This is a genomic window from Verrucosispora sp. TAA-831, assembly GCF_050780145.1.
Classification (GTDB): domain Bacteria; phylum Actinomycetota; class Actinomycetes; order Mycobacteriales; family Micromonosporaceae; genus Micromonospora.
This window is the reverse complement of sequence record NZ_CP192240.1, coordinates 5,339,222-5,356,455: the sequence shown is the minus strand read 5'-3', so window position 1 is coordinate 5,356,455 and position 17,234 is coordinate 5,339,222. Positions and strand designations below refer to the sequence as shown.

The 17,234-nt window shown below is 72.7% G+C and carries 21 protein-coding genes and 1 riboswitch; of the genes, 10 read left to right on the top strand and 11 right to left on the bottom strand.

The window, feature by feature from the left end:
- The first annotated feature begins 30 nt into the window (after positions 1 to 30).
- From recO to ACQVFL_RS23690, 3 genes are all read left to right on the top strand, one after another.
- Positions 31 to 873, top strand: a complete 843-nt coding sequence (gene recO / locus ACQVFL_RS23700) for a DNA repair protein RecO (RefSeq protein ID WP_396698744.1) — start codon at positions 31 to 33, stop codon at positions 871 to 873.
- Between the two features lie 77 nt (positions 874 to 950).
- The gene (locus tag ACQVFL_RS23695; protein WP_396698838.1) at positions 951 to 1,727 is read left to right on the top strand and encodes an isoprenyl transferase; all 777 of its coding nucleotides are present in this window, start codon (positions 951 to 953) and stop codon (positions 1,725 to 1,727) included.
- Between the two features lie 64 nt (positions 1,728 to 1,791).
- Positions 1,792 to 1,977 carry a hypothetical protein gene (locus tag ACQVFL_RS23690; RefSeq protein WP_176095300.1) on the top strand — a complete coding sequence of 62 codons (186 nt, stop codon included), beginning with the start codon at positions 1,792 to 1,794 and terminating at the stop codon, positions 1,975 to 1,977.
- Between the two features lie 131 nt (positions 1,978 to 2,108).
- On the opposite strand, the gene gndA is transcribed toward ACQVFL_RS23690, so the two are convergent.
- The 4 genes from gndA to ACQVFL_RS23670 form a co-directional block, all read right to left on the bottom strand.
- Positions 2,109 to 3,554: an NADP-dependent phosphogluconate dehydrogenase gene (gndA, locus tag ACQVFL_RS23685; protein ID WP_396698740.1), complete on the bottom strand. Its 1,446-nt coding sequence runs from the start codon at positions 3,552 to 3,554 to the stop codon at positions 2,109 to 2,111.
- 363 nt (positions 3,555 to 3,917) lie between these two features.
- Positions 3,918 to 4,718 carry an energy-coupling factor transporter transmembrane component T family protein gene (locus ACQVFL_RS23680; RefSeq protein WP_431727634.1) on the bottom strand — a complete coding sequence of 267 codons (801 nt, stop codon included), beginning with the start codon at positions 4,716 to 4,718 and terminating at the stop codon, positions 3,918 to 3,920.
- Positions 4,715 to 6,178 carry an ABC transporter ATP-binding protein gene (locus ACQVFL_RS23675; protein WP_431727633.1) on the bottom strand — a complete coding sequence of 488 codons (1,464 nt, stop codon included), beginning with the start codon at positions 6,176 to 6,178 and terminating at the stop codon, positions 4,715 to 4,717. Before ACQVFL_RS23675 ends, ACQVFL_RS23680 begins: the two co-directional genes overlap by 4 nt.
- A gap of 71 nt (positions 6,179 to 6,249) precedes the next feature.
- Complete coding sequence (locus tag ACQVFL_RS23670; RefSeq protein WP_396698734.1) at positions 6,250 to 6,840, bottom strand: ECF transporter S component; 591 nt, start codon at positions 6,838 to 6,840, stop codon at positions 6,250 to 6,252.
- 69 nt (positions 6,841 to 6,909) lie between these two features.
- Positions 6,910 to 7,014, bottom strand: a riboswitch (TPP riboswitch).
- Positions 7,015 to 7,213: 199 nt separating this feature from the next.
- Between ACQVFL_RS23670 and ACQVFL_RS23665 the strand changes: the two genes are divergently transcribed.
- From ACQVFL_RS23665 to ACQVFL_RS23645, 5 genes are all read left to right on the top strand, one after another.
- A complete protein-coding gene (locus tag ACQVFL_RS23665; protein WP_396698732.1) occupies positions 7,214 to 8,284 on the top strand; it encodes a permease in 1,071 nt (356 codons plus the stop codon).
- Positions 8,281 to 9,060, top strand: a complete 780-nt coding sequence (locus ACQVFL_RS23660) for a TIGR03943 family putative permease subunit (protein WP_396698730.1) — start codon at positions 8,281 to 8,283, stop codon at positions 9,058 to 9,060. The genes ACQVFL_RS23665 and ACQVFL_RS23660 overlap by 4 nt, the downstream gene beginning before the upstream one ends.
- A 10-nt stretch (positions 9,061 to 9,070) precedes the next feature.
- Complete coding sequence (locus tag ACQVFL_RS23655) at positions 9,071 to 9,901, top strand: alpha/beta fold hydrolase (protein ID WP_431727632.1); 831 nt, start codon at positions 9,071 to 9,073, stop codon at positions 9,899 to 9,901.
- A gap of 139 nt (positions 9,902 to 10,040) precedes the next feature.
- Positions 10,041 to 10,790: a sugar isomerase domain-containing protein gene (locus ACQVFL_RS23650; protein ID WP_431727631.1), complete on the top strand. Its 750-nt coding sequence runs from the start codon at positions 10,041 to 10,043 to the stop codon at positions 10,788 to 10,790.
- 89 nt (positions 10,791 to 10,879) lie between these two features.
- A complete protein-coding gene (locus ACQVFL_RS23645; protein ID WP_396698725.1) occupies positions 10,880 to 11,380 on the top strand; it encodes a DUF6328 family protein in 501 nt (166 codons plus the stop codon).
- A 172-nt stretch (positions 11,381 to 11,552) separates the two neighbouring features.
- Here ACQVFL_RS23645 and ACQVFL_RS23640 read toward each other — a convergent pair whose 3' ends face one another.
- From ACQVFL_RS23640 to ACQVFL_RS23610, 7 genes are all read right to left on the bottom strand, one after another.
- Positions 11,553 to 12,167, bottom strand: a complete 615-nt coding sequence (locus tag ACQVFL_RS23640) for a hypothetical protein (RefSeq protein ID WP_396698723.1) — start codon at positions 12,165 to 12,167, stop codon at positions 11,553 to 11,555.
- Positions 12,168 to 12,237: 70 nt separating this feature from the next.
- Positions 12,238 to 12,633, bottom strand: coding sequence for a Fur family transcriptional regulator (locus ACQVFL_RS23635; RefSeq protein ID WP_396698721.1), 396 nt, complete (start codon positions 12,631 to 12,633; stop codon positions 12,238 to 12,240).
- A 129-nt stretch (positions 12,634 to 12,762) separates the two neighbouring features.
- Positions 12,763 to 13,062, bottom strand: a complete 300-nt coding sequence (locus tag ACQVFL_RS23630) for an ArsR/SmtB family transcription factor (protein WP_350699805.1) — start codon at positions 13,060 to 13,062, stop codon at positions 12,763 to 12,765.
- Positions 13,063 to 13,099: 37 nt separating this feature from the next.
- A complete protein-coding gene (locus ACQVFL_RS23625; RefSeq protein ID WP_431727630.1) occupies positions 13,100 to 13,969 on the bottom strand; it encodes a metal ABC transporter permease in 870 nt (289 codons plus the stop codon).
- Positions 13,966 to 14,730 carry a metal ABC transporter ATP-binding protein gene (locus ACQVFL_RS23620; protein ID WP_431727629.1) on the bottom strand — a complete coding sequence of 255 codons (765 nt, stop codon included), beginning with the start codon at positions 14,728 to 14,730 and terminating at the stop codon, positions 13,966 to 13,968. The genes ACQVFL_RS23625 and ACQVFL_RS23620 overlap by 4 nt, the downstream gene beginning before the upstream one ends.
- Entirely contained in the window at positions 14,727 to 15,752 is a 1,026-nt protein-coding gene (locus ACQVFL_RS23615) for a metal ABC transporter substrate-binding protein (protein ID WP_431727628.1), read from the bottom strand. The genes ACQVFL_RS23620 and ACQVFL_RS23615 overlap by 4 nt, the downstream gene beginning before the upstream one ends.
- Positions 15,753 to 15,806: 54 nt before the next feature.
- The gene (locus ACQVFL_RS23610) at positions 15,807 to 16,064 is read right to left on the bottom strand and encodes a hypothetical protein (protein ID WP_396698712.1); all 258 of its coding nucleotides are present in this window, start codon (positions 16,062 to 16,064) and stop codon (positions 15,807 to 15,809) included.
- Positions 16,065 to 16,093: 29 nt separating this feature from the next.
- On the opposite strand from ACQVFL_RS23610, the gene ACQVFL_RS23605 reads away from it, so the two are divergent.
- Together ACQVFL_RS23605 and ACQVFL_RS23600 are read left to right on the top strand one after the other, a co-directional pair.
- Positions 16,094 to 16,435, top strand: coding sequence for an antibiotic biosynthesis monooxygenase family protein (locus ACQVFL_RS23605; RefSeq protein ID WP_396698710.1), 342 nt, complete (start codon positions 16,094 to 16,096; stop codon positions 16,433 to 16,435).
- Positions 16,436 to 16,670: 235 nt separating this feature from the next.
- A complete protein-coding gene (locus ACQVFL_RS23600) occupies positions 16,671 to 17,180 on the top strand; it encodes a hypothetical protein (RefSeq protein WP_396698836.1) in 510 nt (169 codons plus the stop codon).
- Positions 17,181 to 17,234 lie beyond the last annotated feature (54 nt).

Below are 17,234 nucleotides of genomic sequence, written 5' to 3'. Positions count from 1 at the left end.
CGAACTCCGGCGGGGAGGGAGAATGACGCGATGGCCGGGTACCGCCGACAGCTCTACCGCGACGACGCGGTGGTGCTGCGTGTGCAGAAACTCGGCGAGTCGGACCGGATCATCACCCTGCTCACCCGGCGGCACGGTCGGCTGCGCGCGGTCGCCCGGGGGGTACGCCGCACCACCTCGAAGTTCGGCGCCCGGCTGGAACCCTTCGGCCACGTCGACCTGCAACTCGCCGGTGACCCCAAGGGTGAGCTGGGCAGTTCGCTGCACAGCGTCAGCCAGGTCGAGGGGATCGACCTGTACGGCAAGCGGTTCCTCGGTGACTACCCCCGCTACACCGCGGCCAGCGCCATCGCCGAGACCGCCGAACGCCTCACCCCGGTGGAACGGGAGCCGTCGCTGCGGCTCTTCCAGCTCACCCTGGGTGCGTTGAAGGCGCTGGCCGAGGGCAGCCACGCGACGACGCTGGTGCTCGACGCGTACCTGCTGCGCGGCATGGCGTTGGCCGGTTGGGCACCGGCGTTGACCGCCTGCGCGGTCTGCGGCACCCCGGGGCAGCACCGGTCGTTCTCCGTACCCGCCGGAGGCGCGGTCTGCCCGGACTGCCGCCCGCCCGGCGCGTCCCATCCGGCCCCGGCCACCATCGACCTGATGTCCGCCCTGACCACCGGTGACTGGCGGGTCGCCGACGCCACCGAGAACGGCGTACGCCGGGAGTGCAGCGGACTGGTCGCGGCGCACCTGCAGTGGCACCTGGAGCGCGCGCTACGCTCGCTGCCGCTGGTGGACCGGGGCGGCCCGGCGACCGGCACGGTCCGACCCGGCGGTGGGCGTGCCGGGGCGGCCCCGCCGCGCGACCCGGCCGGCGAGGGCTGACGCCCGACCGGGCGTCGATGGAGTCGAGCAGGGAGAGCCGAGTGATCCGATCCACCAGGGCCGACCGGCGCGCGCCGGTGCCGCCGACGCCGCACCCGTCGGGCGCCCGACCTCCGGCGCTGCCGTCGGAGGCGGTGCCCCGGCACGTCGCCGTGGTGATGGACGGCAACGGCCGCTGGGCCAAGGAGCGCGGGCTGCCCCGCACCAAGGGCCACGAGGCGGGGGAGTTCTCCCTCTTCGACACCGTCGAGGGCGCCATCGAGCTGGGCATCCCCTACCTGTCGGCGTACGCCTTCTCCACCGAGAACTGGCGGCGCTCGCCGGACGAGGTGCGCTTCCTGATGGGCTTCAACCGGGACGTCATCCGCCGTCGTCGGGACCAGCTCGTCGACCTCGGCGTACGGGTGGTCTGGTCGGGTCGGGCCGGACGGTTGTGGAAGAGCGTCATCTCCGAGTTGCAGACCGCCGAGGAGATGTCCCGGGGGAACTCGACGCTGACGCTCCAGTTCTGCGTCAACTACGGCGGGCAGGCGGAGATCGCCGACGCCGCCGCCGCGATCGCCCGGGACGTGGCCGCGGGTCGGCTGGACCCGGGCAAGGTCAACGAGAAGACCGTCGAGCGCTACCTGTACCACCCCGAGGTGCCCGAGGTGGACCTGTTCCTGCGCCCCTCCGGCGAGCAGCGCACCTCGAACTTCATGCTCTGGCAGAGCGCGTACGCGGAGCTGGTCTTCCTGGACACGCTCTGGCCCGACTTCGACCGCCGCCACCTGTGGTACGCCTGCGAGCTGTACGCCCAGCGGGACCGCCGCTTCGGCGGCGCGCTGCCCAACCCGGTGGCCCCGACCGGCTGACGCTTAGCGACCGGTCGGACTGGGTATCAGTGTCGTCAGCAGCCACTGACGGAGGTGAACCCACATGATGCGCAAGCGCGTAGCCCAGTGGGCGGTGATGGCCGTTGCGGTTCCGTTGGCGGCCGCCGGTGCCCGCCGGCTCAGCCACTCGATGGAATCCCGGCGAGGCCCGTCTCGGGCCAGTCGCCTGCTCACGCAGGGGGCGGACCTGATCCGCCCGCAGAAGGCCCGGCGTCGCCGTTTCTTCTGACCTACACAGCGCCGCCCCTGCCGCCGAACGTGGCGGCAGGGGCGGCGTCGTGCGGGTGCGCGGGTAAGGAGGGTCCCCTGCTAACGCCTGGTGCATAGCAGGGGACCCTTCCTTACATCAGGTCCTTACGGTCAGGCCGGCGTCTCGGCGCGGTCGGGGGTGGCCCACAGGGTGTGGAAGGAACCGTCACGGTCGACCCGACGGTAGGTGTGCGCGCCGAAGTTGTCCCGCAGACCCTGGATGAGCGCGGCCGGGAGACGCTGCGCGCGCAGCGCGTCGAAGTAGGCCAGCGACGAGGCGAACGCGGGTGCCGGCACGCCGGCCCGGGCCGCCTCGGCCACCACGCGCCGCCAGCTTGGCACACCGTCGCGCACGGTGTCCGCGAACCACGGCGCGACCAGCAGCGTGGGCAGCTCCGGCTGCTCGTCGTACGCCTGCTTGATCCGGTCCAGGAAGCGGGCCCGGATGATGCAGCCGCCCCGCCAGATCTTCGCCGTGCCGCCGAGGTCGATGTTCCAGTCGTACTCGGCGCTGCCGGCACGGATCTGGTCGAAGCCCTGCGCGTACGCCACGATCTTGGAGGCGAGCAGCGCCCGACGTACGTCCTCGATGAACGCCTCGCGGTCGCTGACCTGCCACTTCTCCCCGGAGTCCGGGAACGCCCGCACGGCGGCCTCACGCTGGTCGACGTGGCCGGACAGCGACCGGGCGAACGTCGCCTCGGCGATGCCGGTGATCGGGATGCCCAGGTCGAGGGCGATCTGGACGGTCCACCGGCCGGTGCCCTTCTGCTCGGCCCGGTCCTGCACCACGTCCACGAACGCCTCACCGGTGGCCGCGTCGGTGTGCGCCAGCACGTCGGCGGTGATCTCGATCAGGAAGGACTCCAGCTCACCGGAGTTCCACTCCCGGAAGATCTCCGCGAGCTCCGACGGGGTCGCGCCCAGGCCGGCCCGCAACAGGTCGTACGCCTCGGCGATGAGCTGCATGTCGGCGTACTCGATGCCGTTGTGGACCATCTTCACGAAGTGCCCGGCACCGTCCGGTCCGACGTGCTCGCAGCAGGACTCGCCGTCGACCTGCGCGGCGATCTTCTCGAAGATCGGTCCGAGCTTGCGGTACGACTCGGCCGACCCGCCCGGCATGATGCTCGGCCCCCAGAGGGCGCCCTCCTCGCCGCCGGAGACACCGGTGCCGACGAAGTGCAGGCCCTTGGTCCGCAGCGCCTCCTCCCGGCGACGGGTGTCGGCGAAGTGCGCGTTACCGCAGTCGATGATGATGTCGCCCTCTTCGAGCAGCGGCACCAACTCGTCGATCACCGCGTCGGTGGGACCGCCCGCCTTGACCATGATGATCACCGCGCGGGGACGCTCCAGCGCGGCCACGAAGTCCGCCAGGGACTCCGTCGGGACGAACGTGCCCTCGTCGCCGTGCTCCGCCACCAGCGACCGGGTCCGCTCCGGCGAGCGGTTGTGCAACGCCACGGTGAACCCGTTGCGAGCCAGGTTCCGGGCCAGGTTGCGGCCCATCACCGCCAGCCCGGTCACACCGATCTGCGCCGTAGCCCGATCCGCCATCCTCGTCGCCACCTTCCGCCGTCTACCTGTAGTGCTGCGACGGTATCGCGGCCGGACCCGCTACCGCTCCGTCCCCCCACCGCTGGTCATCAGGTGGTCGCATAGCGCACGCCACCGGGGGGCGTCGACAATTCGGATGCGTTCCTCGTACCGGCCGGATAGCGTCCGGGACATGCGCTACTGACACCCGCTTCATCGAGCCGGTCCGCCGCGCCGAGGCAACGGTTTCAGCTCCGGCCGCGGGCAGCGTGCCGGAGCGGTCCGGCAGTACGCCTTCCGGCGGAGGTGAGCGACCGGGTCGCCGTACGGGGTGGGTGGATCTGTCGTCCCAACGACGACAGATCCACCCATCCCCGTCGCGGCTCAGCCGATCAGCGGGCGGAAGGTGCCGAGTGCGACGCTGACGCCCAAGGCGGTGACGGCCAGCGCCGTCGCGACGACGACCAGCAGCCAGTCGGCCGCACCGAAGTGCTGCCGGCGGGCGACGGTACGCGGCACCCCGGCGTCGAAGCCGCGCGCGTCCATCGCGACCGCCAGCCGGGTGCCTCGGCGGATCGCCCCGACCAGCAGCGTGAACGCGGTGGACACGAAGAGCCGTAGCTTCGCCACCGGGTTGCGGCCCGCCTCCACGCCACGTGCCCGGCGGGCCATCGCGATCATCTGCCACTCCTGCCCGAGCAGCGGCAGCAGCCGGAACGCCGCCAGCGCGCCGATCGCGAACCGGGCCGGTGCGCGGGCGTTCTGCACCAGGGCGTCGGCCAGGTCGGTCGGATCGGTGGTGGCGAAGACGATCACGCCGGGCAGGGCCACCGCGAACAGGCGCAGCACCAGGCCGAGCGCGGTGAGCAGCACCGTCGAGGTGACCACGACCGGTCCGGCGTCGAGCAGTACCCGGCCGGAGCGGTCCGCGGCGAAGAGCACCAGCGTGACCAGGACGCCCACGGCGGCGACCAGCAACGGCCACACCCGACGGAACAGCACCCGGTAGCGCACCCCGAACAGCGGTAGGACCGCCAGCTCGATCGCGATCGCGATCGCCGGTGCGACCGGGTCCAGCGTCGCCAGCAGCGGAAACGCGAACAGCAGCGCCGCCGCCAGCTTGGCCACCGGATTCCGCCGGGCCAGCGGCGCGTCCGGCCGGGCGACCGGTTCGAGGTCGATCATCGGTACCCCGCCGCAGAAGAGGTCGACGGCGGGGCACCGGGCGGCGTTGCGGGCGTCAGCGTCAGCGTCCGGTCGGCGAGCGCGGCGACGAACTCGGTGTCGTGGGTGACCGTGACCAGGGCGTGGCCGTCGTCGCGTTGCTCGGCGAACAGGTCGACCAGCTCCCGCCAGGTGCGCCGGTCCTGGCCGAAGGTGGGTTCGTCGCAGATCACCAGCCGGGGCGCGGTGGCCAGGGCGGTCGCCACGCTCAGCCGCCGCGCCTCGCCGCCGGAGAGGGTGTACGGGTTCGCGCCGGCCAGCCGGTCCAACCGCAGCCGGTGCAGCAGCTCGTCGACGCGTCGGCGCACCTCCGTCTCGGCGGCACCGGTACGCCGGGGGCCGAGCGCCAGCTCGTCGAAGACCGTACCGGTGACGAACTGGTGCTCCGGGTCCTGGAACACCGAGCCGATCCGGCGGGCCAGTGCGGGTGCCCGCCACCGGTGCGGTGGCGTACGGGCGTCGGCCCCGGCCAGCTCGACGCCGGCCATCAGGCGCCCGGTGCCCGGCTTGAGCAGCCCGCCGAGCAGCACCGCGAGGGTGGACTTGCCGGCACCGTTGGGGCCGAGCACGGCGAGGGCGGTACCGGCGCGTACCGCCAGGTCGGTGGGGGCCAGTCGGGGTGGACGGCCGAGCCGGTCGGCGGTGAGCAACACCTCGCCGGGTCCGGTGGTGGCCCGGCGGGGCGGGATCCGGTGGCCGGGTACCCAGACGCCGTCGGCGGCGAGGGCGTCGCCGTGGGCGGCGAAGACGGCCTCCGGTGGGCCGTCAACGCGGACGCCGCCACCGGGGTCGAGCACCACCACCCGGTCGACCAGCGGCAGGGCGTCGGCCACCCGGTGTTCGACCAGGATCAGAGTGGTGTCGCCGTCGAGCGCGCGGGAGACGGCGGTGCGGACCAGGTCGGCTCCGGCCGGGTCGAGGTTGGCGGTGGGCTCGTCGAGCAGCAGCAGGTCGGGGCGGAGCGCGAGCACTCCGGCCAGGGCGAGCCGCTGCTGTTCACCGCCGGAGAGCGCCGCGGTGGGACGGTCCCGGGGGTACGGGAAGCCGACCCGCCGCAGCGCCTCGTCCACCCGGGGCCAGATCTGCCCGGCGGGTACGCCCCGGTTCTCCAGCCCGAACGCGACGTCGTCGCCGCTGCGGGCCATGACGAGCTGGGACTGCGGATCCTGGAAGACGATGCCGACCCGTTCGCGGGTCTCGGCCGGTGCCCGACCGTCGATCTCGATGGTGCCCTCCCGCTCACCGGAGTCCTCCGGCAGCAGTCCGGCCAACGCGGCGAGCAGGGTGCTCTTGCCGGCGCCGGAGGGCCCGAGCAGCAGCACCCGCTCGCCGCGCCGTACCCGTAGGTCCACGTCGCGGATCGCCCAGGCGCGCCGCCCGGCGTGGCGCCAGCCGAAGCCGCGCAGCCGCACCTCACCCATCTGTCACCCCCGCTGTCCGATCCCGACCCTCGGCCCGGTGGAGCCGGTCGGACCGGCTCCACCGGGCGAGGTCAGACCAGGTTCCGTTCGCGTCCGGCGGGGAAGCGGTCCAGGACACCGGTGCCGGCGAGCGCCCTGGTCAGCGCGTAGCCACCGGCACCGGCGACCACGGTGGCACTGAGCACGGTGAGCAGCGCGTACGGGATGCGGTAGGTGCCCAGTTCGTAGGCGGCGTTCCAGGCGAAGAAGTCGAACAGGGCGGCACCGAGGCCGGTCAGCGCACCGGCGAGCAGTGCCGTCGGCAGCCGGAACGAGCGGTACCGGAAGGCGGCGAAGGCCAGTTCCGCGCCGAGTCCCTGGAGCAGGCCCTGGACGATGGTGATGCCGCCCCACTCGGCACCCAGCAGCGCGGAGACGGTGGCGGCGACCGCCTCGCAGAACAGTGCGGCACCCGGCTTGCGGATCACCAGTCCGCCGAGCACCGCCGGGACCAACCAGACGCCGTACATGACGGCCTGGCTGGCCGGGAAGAAGGCGAAGGCCGGGTCGACCGCCCGCCAGAGCAGGCCCCAGGCCCAGAAGATGACACCGAAGCCGACGGCGATCACCGCGGCCACGACGATGTCCACGGTGCGCCATCGAGTGGTGGTCGGTTGGCTCATGAGTGCTCCCAGTCCAGTGTCGAACCAGGCAAGACGCACGCCGCGTCCGGCGTGGCCGGGCGTGGCGGGCCGGAGGTGGACCGAACTCCCTGCGCTGGCATTACCCAGATCAGGTACGGAGGGTCTGCGGGCGGACCCGCACTCTCAGCGCTGTGCGCTCCCCTGTCGGAGGTGGTGTTGTCCCGCCGACGCTAACACCTTCGAAGATCGACGGACAATGTGATCTACGCAGGTCATGCCGGGTACCGACGACGGGCGTTCCGGCGGTGGTCGGCGCGCGCGGGAACCCGCCCGGTTTCGTGACATCCATCGACGTCATCGGCTCCGGACGGTAATCTCAGGCCGCCGATCCACTTGGCCGAGAGGCGACAGGGTGAGCACAGACACGGACCATGCCGCGCCGGCCGGTGATCCGGAGGGCCGTCCGACGGGCGTGGCCACCGAGGAGCGTCCGGCCCGACCGGGCGGTGGCGAGCCGCCCCGGCGCTGGCTCGGTGACCGGATCGGCTCGGTGGAGATCCTCGCGGGCCTGCTGGTCCTGCTGATCATCTTCCGTGATCCGTTGGCCGGGGCGTTGGACGATCCCCGGATCCAGACGTGGACCACCGTGTTCGTCTCGATCATGGTGCAGGCGGTGCCGTTCCTGGTCTTCGGCATCCTGCTCTCCGCCGTGATCGCGGTCTTCGTACCCCGGTCGTTCTGGGCCAAGGCGCTGCCCCGGCACCCGGCGCTGGCGGTGCCGGCGGCCAGCGCGGCCGGCGTGGTGCTGCCGGGCTGCGAGTGCGGATCGGTGCCGATCGCGGGCTCGCTGATCCGTCGGGGCGTCACCCCGGCGGCGGCGCTGGCGTTCCTGCTGGCCGCGCCGGCGGTCAACCCGATCGTGCTGGTCGCCACCGCCGTAGCCTTCCCCGACAACCCCGAGATGGTCCTCGCCCGGGGGGTCGCCAGCCTGGTCGTGGCAATGATCATGGGTTGGCTCTGGCTGCGGCTCGGTCGGACCGAGTGGATCAGGATGCCGCGCCGCCCGGAGTTGGACGACCCCCGGCGGAGCCGGGCCTTCTGGGCCGCCGTCCGGCACGACGTCACCCACGCCGGTGGCTTCCTGGTGCTCGGCGCGATGGCCGCCGCCAGCATCAACGTGCTGGTGCCGGAGCGCTGGCTCCAGACCCTGGCGGACAACGCCTGGCTGTCGATCCTGGCGCTGGCGCTGCTCGCCGTCCTGCTCTCGCTCTGCTCCGAGGCGGACGCCTTCGTCGCGGCCTCGCTGTCGCAGTTCTCCCTCACGTCCCGACTGGTCTTCCTGGTGGTGGGGCCGATGGTCGACCTCAAGCTGATCTCGATGCAGGCCGGTGTCTTCGGCCGGCGGTTCGCCTTCCGGTTCGCCCCGGCCACGTTCGCGGTCGCCCTGCTGGTGGCCACCGGAGTCGGGATGGTGCTGCTGTGAACCGACAGGCACAGGCGGTGATCCTGCTGCTGCTGGGTGGGGCGGTGATCCGGGCCAGCGTCACCGACCTCTACCTGCGCTACGTCAAGGAGGGCCTGCGCCCGTTCCTGATCGCCGCCGGTCTGCTGCTGGTGGTCGCCGCGGTGATGACGCTCTGGTACGAACTGCGGCCCTCCGTGCCCCGGGCGATGGCCCCGACCGGCGGCGGGTCCACCGGTCCGGCAGGCGATGCCGCGCCGGAGCCGGCCGACCACGACGAGCACGACGGCCACGGCCACCACGAACCCCGGGTCGGCTGGCTGCTCATCCTGCCCGTGCTCGGGCTGCTGCTGGTGGCCCCACCGGCGCTGGGGTCGTACGCGGCGGGGCAGGCCGGCACCGCGCTGAACGCCCCCCGCGAGTCCGACTACCCGCCGCTGCCGGAGGGTGACCCGGTGCAGGTCAGCGTGCTCGACTACGCCTCCCGGGCGCTGTTCGACCGGGGCGCGTCGATCGGCGACCGGCGGGTGGTCCTCACCGGCTTCCTCGCCACCGGCGCCGGTGGCGAGCCGATCCTGGCCCGGATGGTGCTCTCCTGCTGCGCCGCCGACGGGCGGCCGATCAAACTCGGGCTCACCGGTGACGTGCCGATCGGGCTGCCCAACGACAGTTGGGTCGAGGTGGTCGGCCGCTACAGCGACCGGATCGGCCGGGACCCGGTCAACGACGCCGAGATCCCGTACCTGGAGATCGAGTCGTGGCGGCAGGTGCCGGTGCCCAAGCGCCAGTACGAGTAGCGTTCCGGGCATGCACGTCGACGCCCGAGGACTGCGGTTCGAGATCCACCCCGGTGGCCCCGAGTCGGGCGAGCGGGTGCTGCTGCTGCACGGCTTCCCGCAGAACTCCGGCGAGTGGGACGCGGTGACGCCCGTCCTGCACGGCGCGGGCCTGCGCACGTACGCGCTGGACCAGCGGGGCTACTCGCCGCAGGCACGGCCGAGCGAGGTGACGGCGTACCGGCTGGGGGAGCTGGTCGCCGACGCGGTGGCGGTGCTCGACGCGCTCGGCGTGCGGCAGGCGCACGTGGTCGGCCACGACTGGGGCGCCATCGTCGCCTGGGCGCTCGCCGCCGGCCACCCCGACCGGGTGCGTACGCTGACCGCGGTCTCCGTGCCGCACCCGGCCGCCATGGCGCACGCGCTGGCCAACGACCCGCAGCAGAAGGCGCGCTCGGCGTACATGCTGCTGTTCCGGCAGGCGGGCGTGGCCGAGAAGACGCTGCTCGCCCTCGACGCGCTCGGGTTGCGGCGACTGTTGCGCGACGTCGGCGACGACGCCCGGGTGGCCGCGTACGCCGATCCGCTGCGCGAGCCGGGCGCGCTCACCGCGGCGCTGAACTGGTATCGCGCGATGTCCCGCGCCGAGCTGGCGGCGGTCGGCCCGGTGTCGGTGCCGACCACCTTCGTCTGGAGCGACCGCGATGCCGCCATCGGACGGACCGCCGCGCAGGCCTGCGCCGCACACGTGAGCGGCGACTACCGCCTCGTCGAGCTGTCCGGCGTCAGCCACTGGATCCCGGACGAGGCACCGACGCCGCTGGCCGAGGCGATCCGGTCCCGCGCCCGCCCGACCGCCTGACTTCTGCCGGTGTCGTAGCGGGAACGCCGCGTCGACCTGGGGCGGCCGTGCCGCCGTCCGGCCGTCCGGCGGCACGGGCCGTGCGGGAAGCTGGGTGGGGTCGTCGGGCGGCGGCGATCCGAGGGAGGCGGGAGAGAGCATGACGCTGAGTGCCGAGGGCTACCTGGCCGAGGTGACCGCGACGATGACCCGGGTGGCGGGCAGCCAGCGGGAGCAGGTGGCCCGGGCGGCCGACCTGATCGCCGAGGCGGTCCGCGCCGACGGGGTGGTGCACGCCTTCGGCACCGGTCACTCGGAGGCCCTGGCGATGGAGATCGCCGGCCGGGCCGGCGGGCTGGTGCCGACCAACCGGATCGCCCTGCGGGACCTGGTGCTGCACGGTGGAGAGCCGGCCGACGTGCTGGGCCCGAAACTGGAACGGGACCCGTCGGTCGCGCACCGGCTCTACGACCTCGCCCCGATCGGCCCGCGTGACGTCTTCGTGCTCGCCTCGAACTCGGGCGTGAACGGGGCGATGGTGGAGTTCGCCTCGCTGGTCGTGGCGCGGGGCCACCCGCTGGTGGCGATCACCTCGGCGCAGCACTCGGCCCGGATGGAGTCCCGGCACCCGTCCGGACGCAAGCTCGCCGACTTCGCCGACGTGGTGCTGGACAACGGTGCCCCGTACGGCGACGCGACCCTGCCGCTGCCGTCCGGCGGCGCGGTGGGGGCGGTCTCCTCGATCACGGCGGCGTTGCTGGCGCAGCAGATCGTGGTCGAGGTGGTGGCCCGGCTGGTGGCCGCCGACGAGCAGCCGCCGGTCTACCTGTCGGCCAACATCGCCGGGGGCGACGCGCACAACGATGCCCTGGAGGCCCGTTACGCAGGGCGGATCCGGCGCGGTTCCTGAGTCGGTTTCGGGTGGTGCACGGCGGGGCATCTGCGTTCCGCCGGTCGGGGGTGCCGACCGGGTGGAGCGTGTTCCCTCGGAGGTTCGCGGTGTCGAAGGAGACCGAGAAGCAGCGGTGGCAGCGGAACTTCGCTGACCTGCTTCAGGAGTTGCGGGTCGCGCAGACCGGCGTACAGATCCTCTTCGCCTTCCTGCTCACCCTGCCGTTCAGCAACGGCTTCACGCGTACCACGGAATTCCAGCGGGACGTCTACGTGGTCGCGCTGATCGCGGCGGCCGGTGCCACCGCGATGATCATCTCGCCGGTCGCGTTCCACCGGGCTCTGTTCCGGCAGGGCCGCAAGCCGGAGCTGGTGCAGTTCGCCCACAAGATGGCCAGCGCCGGTCTCGCCTTCATGCTGGTCGCGATGGTCAGCTCGGTGCTGCTGATCACCGACTTCGTGCTCCCCCGGCCGATCGCCTTCCTGCTCAGTGCGGTCACCGGCCTGTGGTTCCTCACGTTCTGGGTGATCCTGCCGTTCAGCCGCCGCAACTGGGGCGACGACGACATCGACGACGAGGAGGACCCGAGCGGTCTCTCCCCGGGCTGACCTTGCGGGTCTGGACCGACCATCCCTGGGCGGCCCCCTGACCCCCCGCCCCCCCGCCCCCCCCACCGCCCCCACCTTCGCCGCGTTGATCAAGAGGTTTTGGTCATGACTCGTCGGCGCGGACGGCGCAAACCTCTTGATCAACCCGGCGTGGGGTGGGGGTGGGGTGGGGTTAGGGGTGGGGGTGGGGGTCGTGTAGGCCGAGGCGGCGGAGTTCGAGGGCGGCCAGAGCGTTGACGGTGGTGTCGTCGCCGCGCCGCCACGCCTCGGCGACGTCGGGGGAGATCCGGGTGAGCTTGCGTAGCGGCTGACCGGCCAGGGCACGCAGGGCCAGCAGGTCCCGACCGGCGGGCGCGGCGGCCAGCGCCGCCGCCGAACCGGCTCGCCGCATCCAGCGCACCCGCAGCGGCAGCCAGCCGAACAGCACCAGACCCAGCGGCACGATGAGCAGCCCGACGGCCAACGCCAACGCCAACTGGTCGACCAACTCCTGCTGGTCCCGCCCGGCCTCGGCGAGCGAACGGGCCGCACCGGCCGCCCGCTCGAACGGGCCGGTCAGTTCGTCGCCCACCAACGGCACCCGGCCGACCTTGCCGCCCGCGTCGGCCAGGTTGTCGGCCAGTCCGCCGCCGGCCCCCTCCAGCTTCTGCCCGGGTACGGCCAGCTTCTGCACCAGATCGTGCAGCCAGAGCGCACCCCGGATCGCCGCGTACACCCAGGCGACGACGAGTAGATCGGTGAGGAACTGGCGCAGCGCGGTCGGGAAACGATCAGCGTAGATCTTCACGCCGGACAGCGTGCCACGCTCGGACGTGTCGGGCACTCCCACGGACGCCCGATCCTGGGCGCAGGCGGGATCAGCGGGCGCAGTCCGGGCAGGTACCGAAGATCTCCAGGGTGTGGCTGACGTCGGTGAAGCCGTGCTGGGCGGCCACCCGGTCGGCCCAGTTCTCCACCGTCGGCCCGGCCACCTCGACCGTCCGCCCGCAGGCCCGGCAGACCAGATGGTGGTGATGACCCTCGCTGCACCTGCGATAGAGGTGCTCGCCACCGGGCGGGCGCATCACGTCGATCTCGCCCGCGTCGGCCAGACCCTGCAACGTCCGGTAGACCGTGGTCAACCCGACCCGCTCGCCGCGGTCACGCAGCATCGCGTGCAGGTCCTGGGCGCTGTGGAAGCCCTCCAACTCGGCCAGCAACGCGCTCACCGCCGACCGCTGGCGGGTGTTGCGGACCACCGCACTCTCGCTCATGCCGACCCTCCGCTCCGCTGCGTGCCGGCATTTGTGCTGGGTCTGATGATTCGCTCGCATGGCTCGCTCATGCCGACCCTCCGCTCCGCCGCGTGCCGGTGTTTGTGCTGAACCTGATGGAGCACTCGCTCATGATTCCTCCCCGGCATGGCTGACCGCGTCGGCGACGATGTGCGCGACATGCTCGTCGACCAGGGCGTACGCGATCTCCCGGCCACGTCGGGAACCGCGTACGACGCCGGCCCCGCGCAGCACCCGCAGGTGCTGGGAGACCAACGGTTGCGCGACGCCGAGTTTATCCACCAGCTCGTGCACGCAGCGCTCGCCGTCGGCCAGCTCGCTGACGATGGCGAGCCGGATCGGCGCCGAGAGGGCGCGCAGGAGCTCGCTGGCACCCTCGAAGGCGTCATAGCCGGATCCGCTGGTCACCCTGCAACGGTAACCAATACCGAAGCCGAACCCGTGATCAGGACCGGCTGAGCACCACCTCGTGTGGTTCCGGATCGGGCGTGGGCTGCGGTCGGGAGCGGCGGAGTCGACGCCAGGCGGCGGCCAGCAGGGTGACCACCACGAACGAGGCGATCGCGAGGACCACCACCGAGGCGCCCGGCGCGGTGTCGGCGAGCGCCGCCATCCAGATGCCCGCACCGGCGGCGGACAGGCCCAGCGCCATGGCCGCCGTCATGGTGCTGCGGAACCCCCGGGTGACCTGCTGGGCGGTGGCCACCGGGACGACCATCAGCGCACTGATCAGTAGGACGCCGACGGCCCGCATGGCGATCGTGACGGTGATCGCGGTGGTGATCGCCAGCAGCAGGTTCAGCGCGCGTACCGGCAGCCCGGAGACCCGGGCGTACTCCTCGTCGTGGCAGACCGCGAACAGCGCGGGGCGCAGCGCCAGCATCGCGGCCAGCACCGCCACGCCGAGTACCGCGATGGTGACCAGGTCGTCGCGGGAGGTCGTGGTCAACGCACCGAAGAGGTACGCGTTCAGGTTGGCGCTGGTGCTGTCGGAGAGCCCCACCAGCACCACGCCACCGGCGATGCCGCCGTAGAACAGCAGCGCCAGCGCCAGGTCGCCGGAGGTGCGACCGCGTTCTCGGATCAGCTCGATGGCGATCGCCCCGATGGTGGCCGCGATCACCGCCATGATCACCGGGGAGGTCTGGAACAGCAGGCCGGCACCGACGCCGGTGAGCGCCACGTGTCCGATGCCGTCGCCGATCAGGGCGAGTCGCCGCTGCACCAGATAGATGCCGAGCGCCGGGGCGGCCAGCCCGATGATCAGCGCGCCGATCAGGGCGCGCAGCATGAATTCGTACTGGAAGAGACTCACCTTGTGCTCCACATGCCGGCGGGCTCCTCGGGGCCGTGCGGATGCACGTGGTCGTGGTCCGGCTCCGCGTGGTGCCCGGCCGGGTCCGGGACCGCGCCGTCGTGCGCGATCTGCCCCTGGTGTACGACGATCGCGCGGCTGATCAGCGGCCGGAGCGGGCCCAGCTCGTGCGCGACGAGCAGGACCGTGCCGCCGTCGTCGACGAAACCGCGCAGGGCCGCGGCGAACGCCTCCTGGCTGGCCGCGTCCACCCCCGCCGTGGGTTCGTCGAGCACCAGCAGTTCCGGGCGTCCGGCCAGGGCGCGGGCGATCAGGGTGCGTTGCTGCTGCCCGCCGGAGAGCGTGGAGACGGGGTCCTTGGCCCGGTCGGCCAGGCCCACGGCGCGCAACGCCTCCGCCACCGCCTCCCGGTCGGCCCGGCCGGGCGGACGCAGGATGCCGCGGCGGGCCAGCCGGCCGGAGGCGACCACCTCGGCCACGGTGGCCGGTACGCCGCTGCCCGCGCCGAGCCGCTGAGGCACGTAGCCGAGCCGCTGCCACTGCCGGAACCGGCGTACCCGGTGACCGAAGAGGGTGACCGACCCGGCGGTGAGCGGGACGAGCCCGAGCACGGCGCGGATCAGGGTGGACTTGCCGGAGCCGTTGGCGCCGAGGACCGCGACCACCTCGCCGGTGGTCACGGTCAGGGACACGTCGCGGAGCACGGGGCGGCCGTCGTAGCCGACCACCCCGTGCTCCACGGTGATGACGTCAGGTGTCACGAGCAGCTCAACGCCGTCCTCAAGGTCTGCAGGTTGGTGCGCATCACCGAAAGGTAGTCCCCGCCGTTGTCGGCGGACAGACCCTCGATCGGATCGAGCACCGCGGTCTGGGCGCCGACCTCCTTGGCGATGGTCTCGGCGACCTTCGGGCTGACCAACGTCTCGAAGAAGATCGTGGTGGCGCCGTGTTCCCGCGCCTCCTCGGTCACCGCGGCCAGCCGCTGCGGCGACGGCTCGTCCTCGGGGGAGAGGCCGGTGATGCCGATCTGCTCCAGCTCGTACTTCTGCGCCAGGTAACCGAACGCGGTGTGGCTGACCACGATCTCCCGCCGCTGGCAGGTCTTCAGGCCCTCGCTGAACTCGGTGTCCAGCTTCTCCAGCTCGGTGCGCAGGGCGCCCGCCCGCTGGGTGTACTCGCCGGCCCGGTCCGGATCGACGGCACCGAGGCGTTCGGCCAGCTTGTCGCCGATGGTGGCCAGCCGGGTCGGGTCCAGCCAGACGTGCGGGTCCTTGGCACCGTCCGAGGTCTCCTCGGCGTGCTCGGCCGCGTCGGCCGGCTTCTTCTCGTCGTGGTCGTGACCGTGGTCGTCGTCCTCGTGACCGTGGTCGTCGTCGCCGTGGCTGTGGGTGTGGCCACCGGCGGCGGCGTCGAGCAGCGGCTCCACGGTCGCCACGTCGAAGGCGCGGTCACCGCCGTTCTGGTCGATCGCCTCGTCCACCGCGGGCTGGAAGCCGTGCAGGAAGATGATCAACTCCGCCTCGCTGATCTGACCGACCTGCCCCGGGTTCAGCTCCAGGTCGTGCGGCTCGGCGCCGGGGCGGGCCAGGTTCGTGACCGCCACCGCGTCGCCGCCGATCTGCTCGGCCAGGAACTGCAACGGATAGAACCCGGCCACCACGTCGATCCGATTCGGGTCGGCACCGGCCGGGCTGTCCTCGGTCGAGCAGGCGGTGAGGCCACCCAGGGCGAGCAGGGCGGCCGTGGCGGTGGCCAGAGCGCGCGGAGCGGTGCGGTAGGTCATGACACCGACTCTCCGCGACAACGACAATGATTGTCAAAAACGCATGAGTGCATGTCAGAGCAGCTTCACCAGGCCGACGGTGATCAGCAGGGTGAGCGCCAGCAGCCGGATGGCCCGCGTCGGCGGGGTCTGCACCTGCCAGGTCGTCACCAGCAGCGTGGCCAGAGCGGCGGCGATCGCCAACGTCAGCAGCCCGCCGATCACTCCCGGCGCGAAGAACGCGACCAGCATCAGGAACAGGGTGATCAGGAACACCGTCGTCGGGTTGGCCCGGGCCAGCCGCTCGTGGATCCCGCGCTGCGTACGCTGCATCCCACAGACTCTACGAGGAGGGGGAGCCGGTGCTGGTGACCAACCGGTTCGTGGTCGAGGAAGACGCCGCCGAGGACTTCGCCGGCCGGGCCCACGCGGCCCTCGCCGCGCTCGCCGCCCGGCCCGGCTACCTGCGGGGACAGCTCGTCCGGGCACTGGACGACCCGCGCCACTGGTGCCTGGTGACGGAGTGGGAGTCGGTGGGCACCTACCGCCGGGCGCTCGGTGGTTTCGACGTCAAGGTCACCGCCGTCCCGCTGCTCGCCGAGAGCATCGACGAGCCGTCCGCGTACGAGCCGCTGGCGACTGCGGCGCCCGGCGGGGACGTGGTGGTGGCCGCCAGCGATCGTGCTGCGGGTCCTTACCGGTGAGCCGCCGGGCACTACGCTGGCTTCCATGACCGCTCCCGGACCGGCAGCCCCACCACCGCACCAGCCGCTGCCCGGCCAGCAGGGACCTCAGGCCCCGGGCGACCCCGGTCGGCCGTCGGCCCCGTCCGGCGCGCCGCCCACCGGCGGCCCCGGCGTGCCCCCGCCCACCGGTGCTCCCGGCCTCCCACCGCCGCCCGCCGGTACGCCCGGCGTGCCGCCTCCCGGTACGCCCGGCGTGCCGCCCGCGCCGTCCGGCGGATCGGACCCCGGCACCCCGGAACCTCCGGCCGGGCCCGGCGTGGCCCCGCCGTTCGCGGCACCACCGACCGAAGGCGGCCGTACCCGGCTCTGGCTCGGCCTCGGCGCCGGTGCGCTGGCACTGGTGCTGTGCTGCGGTGGCGGCGGAACGGCCGTGGTCGGCCTGCTGGTCAGCGGGGTGCAGGCGATCGACGAGCAGGGGCGCACGGTCTCCGGCGACTACTACCGGGCGCTCGCCGACGGCGAGTTCGGCCGGGCCTACGACCAGCTCTGCGAGGACGCCCGACGCCGCGAGTCGCGGCAGGAGTTCGAGCGCCGGGCGGCGGCCGAACCGCAGATCTCCTCCTACCGGGTCGGCCAGGTGGACACCACCACGCTGACCGTGCCGGTGGACGTGACCTTCAGCGGCGGTGGGCAGGAACGTCAGCAGGTCGTGCTCCAGCAGGACCAGCAGACCGGTGGCATGGAGGTCTGCGGAGTCAACTGACCGCCCGCAGGTAATGTGCTGGGTCCGGGGCGGGCGGGGTCGTACCGTGGTCCC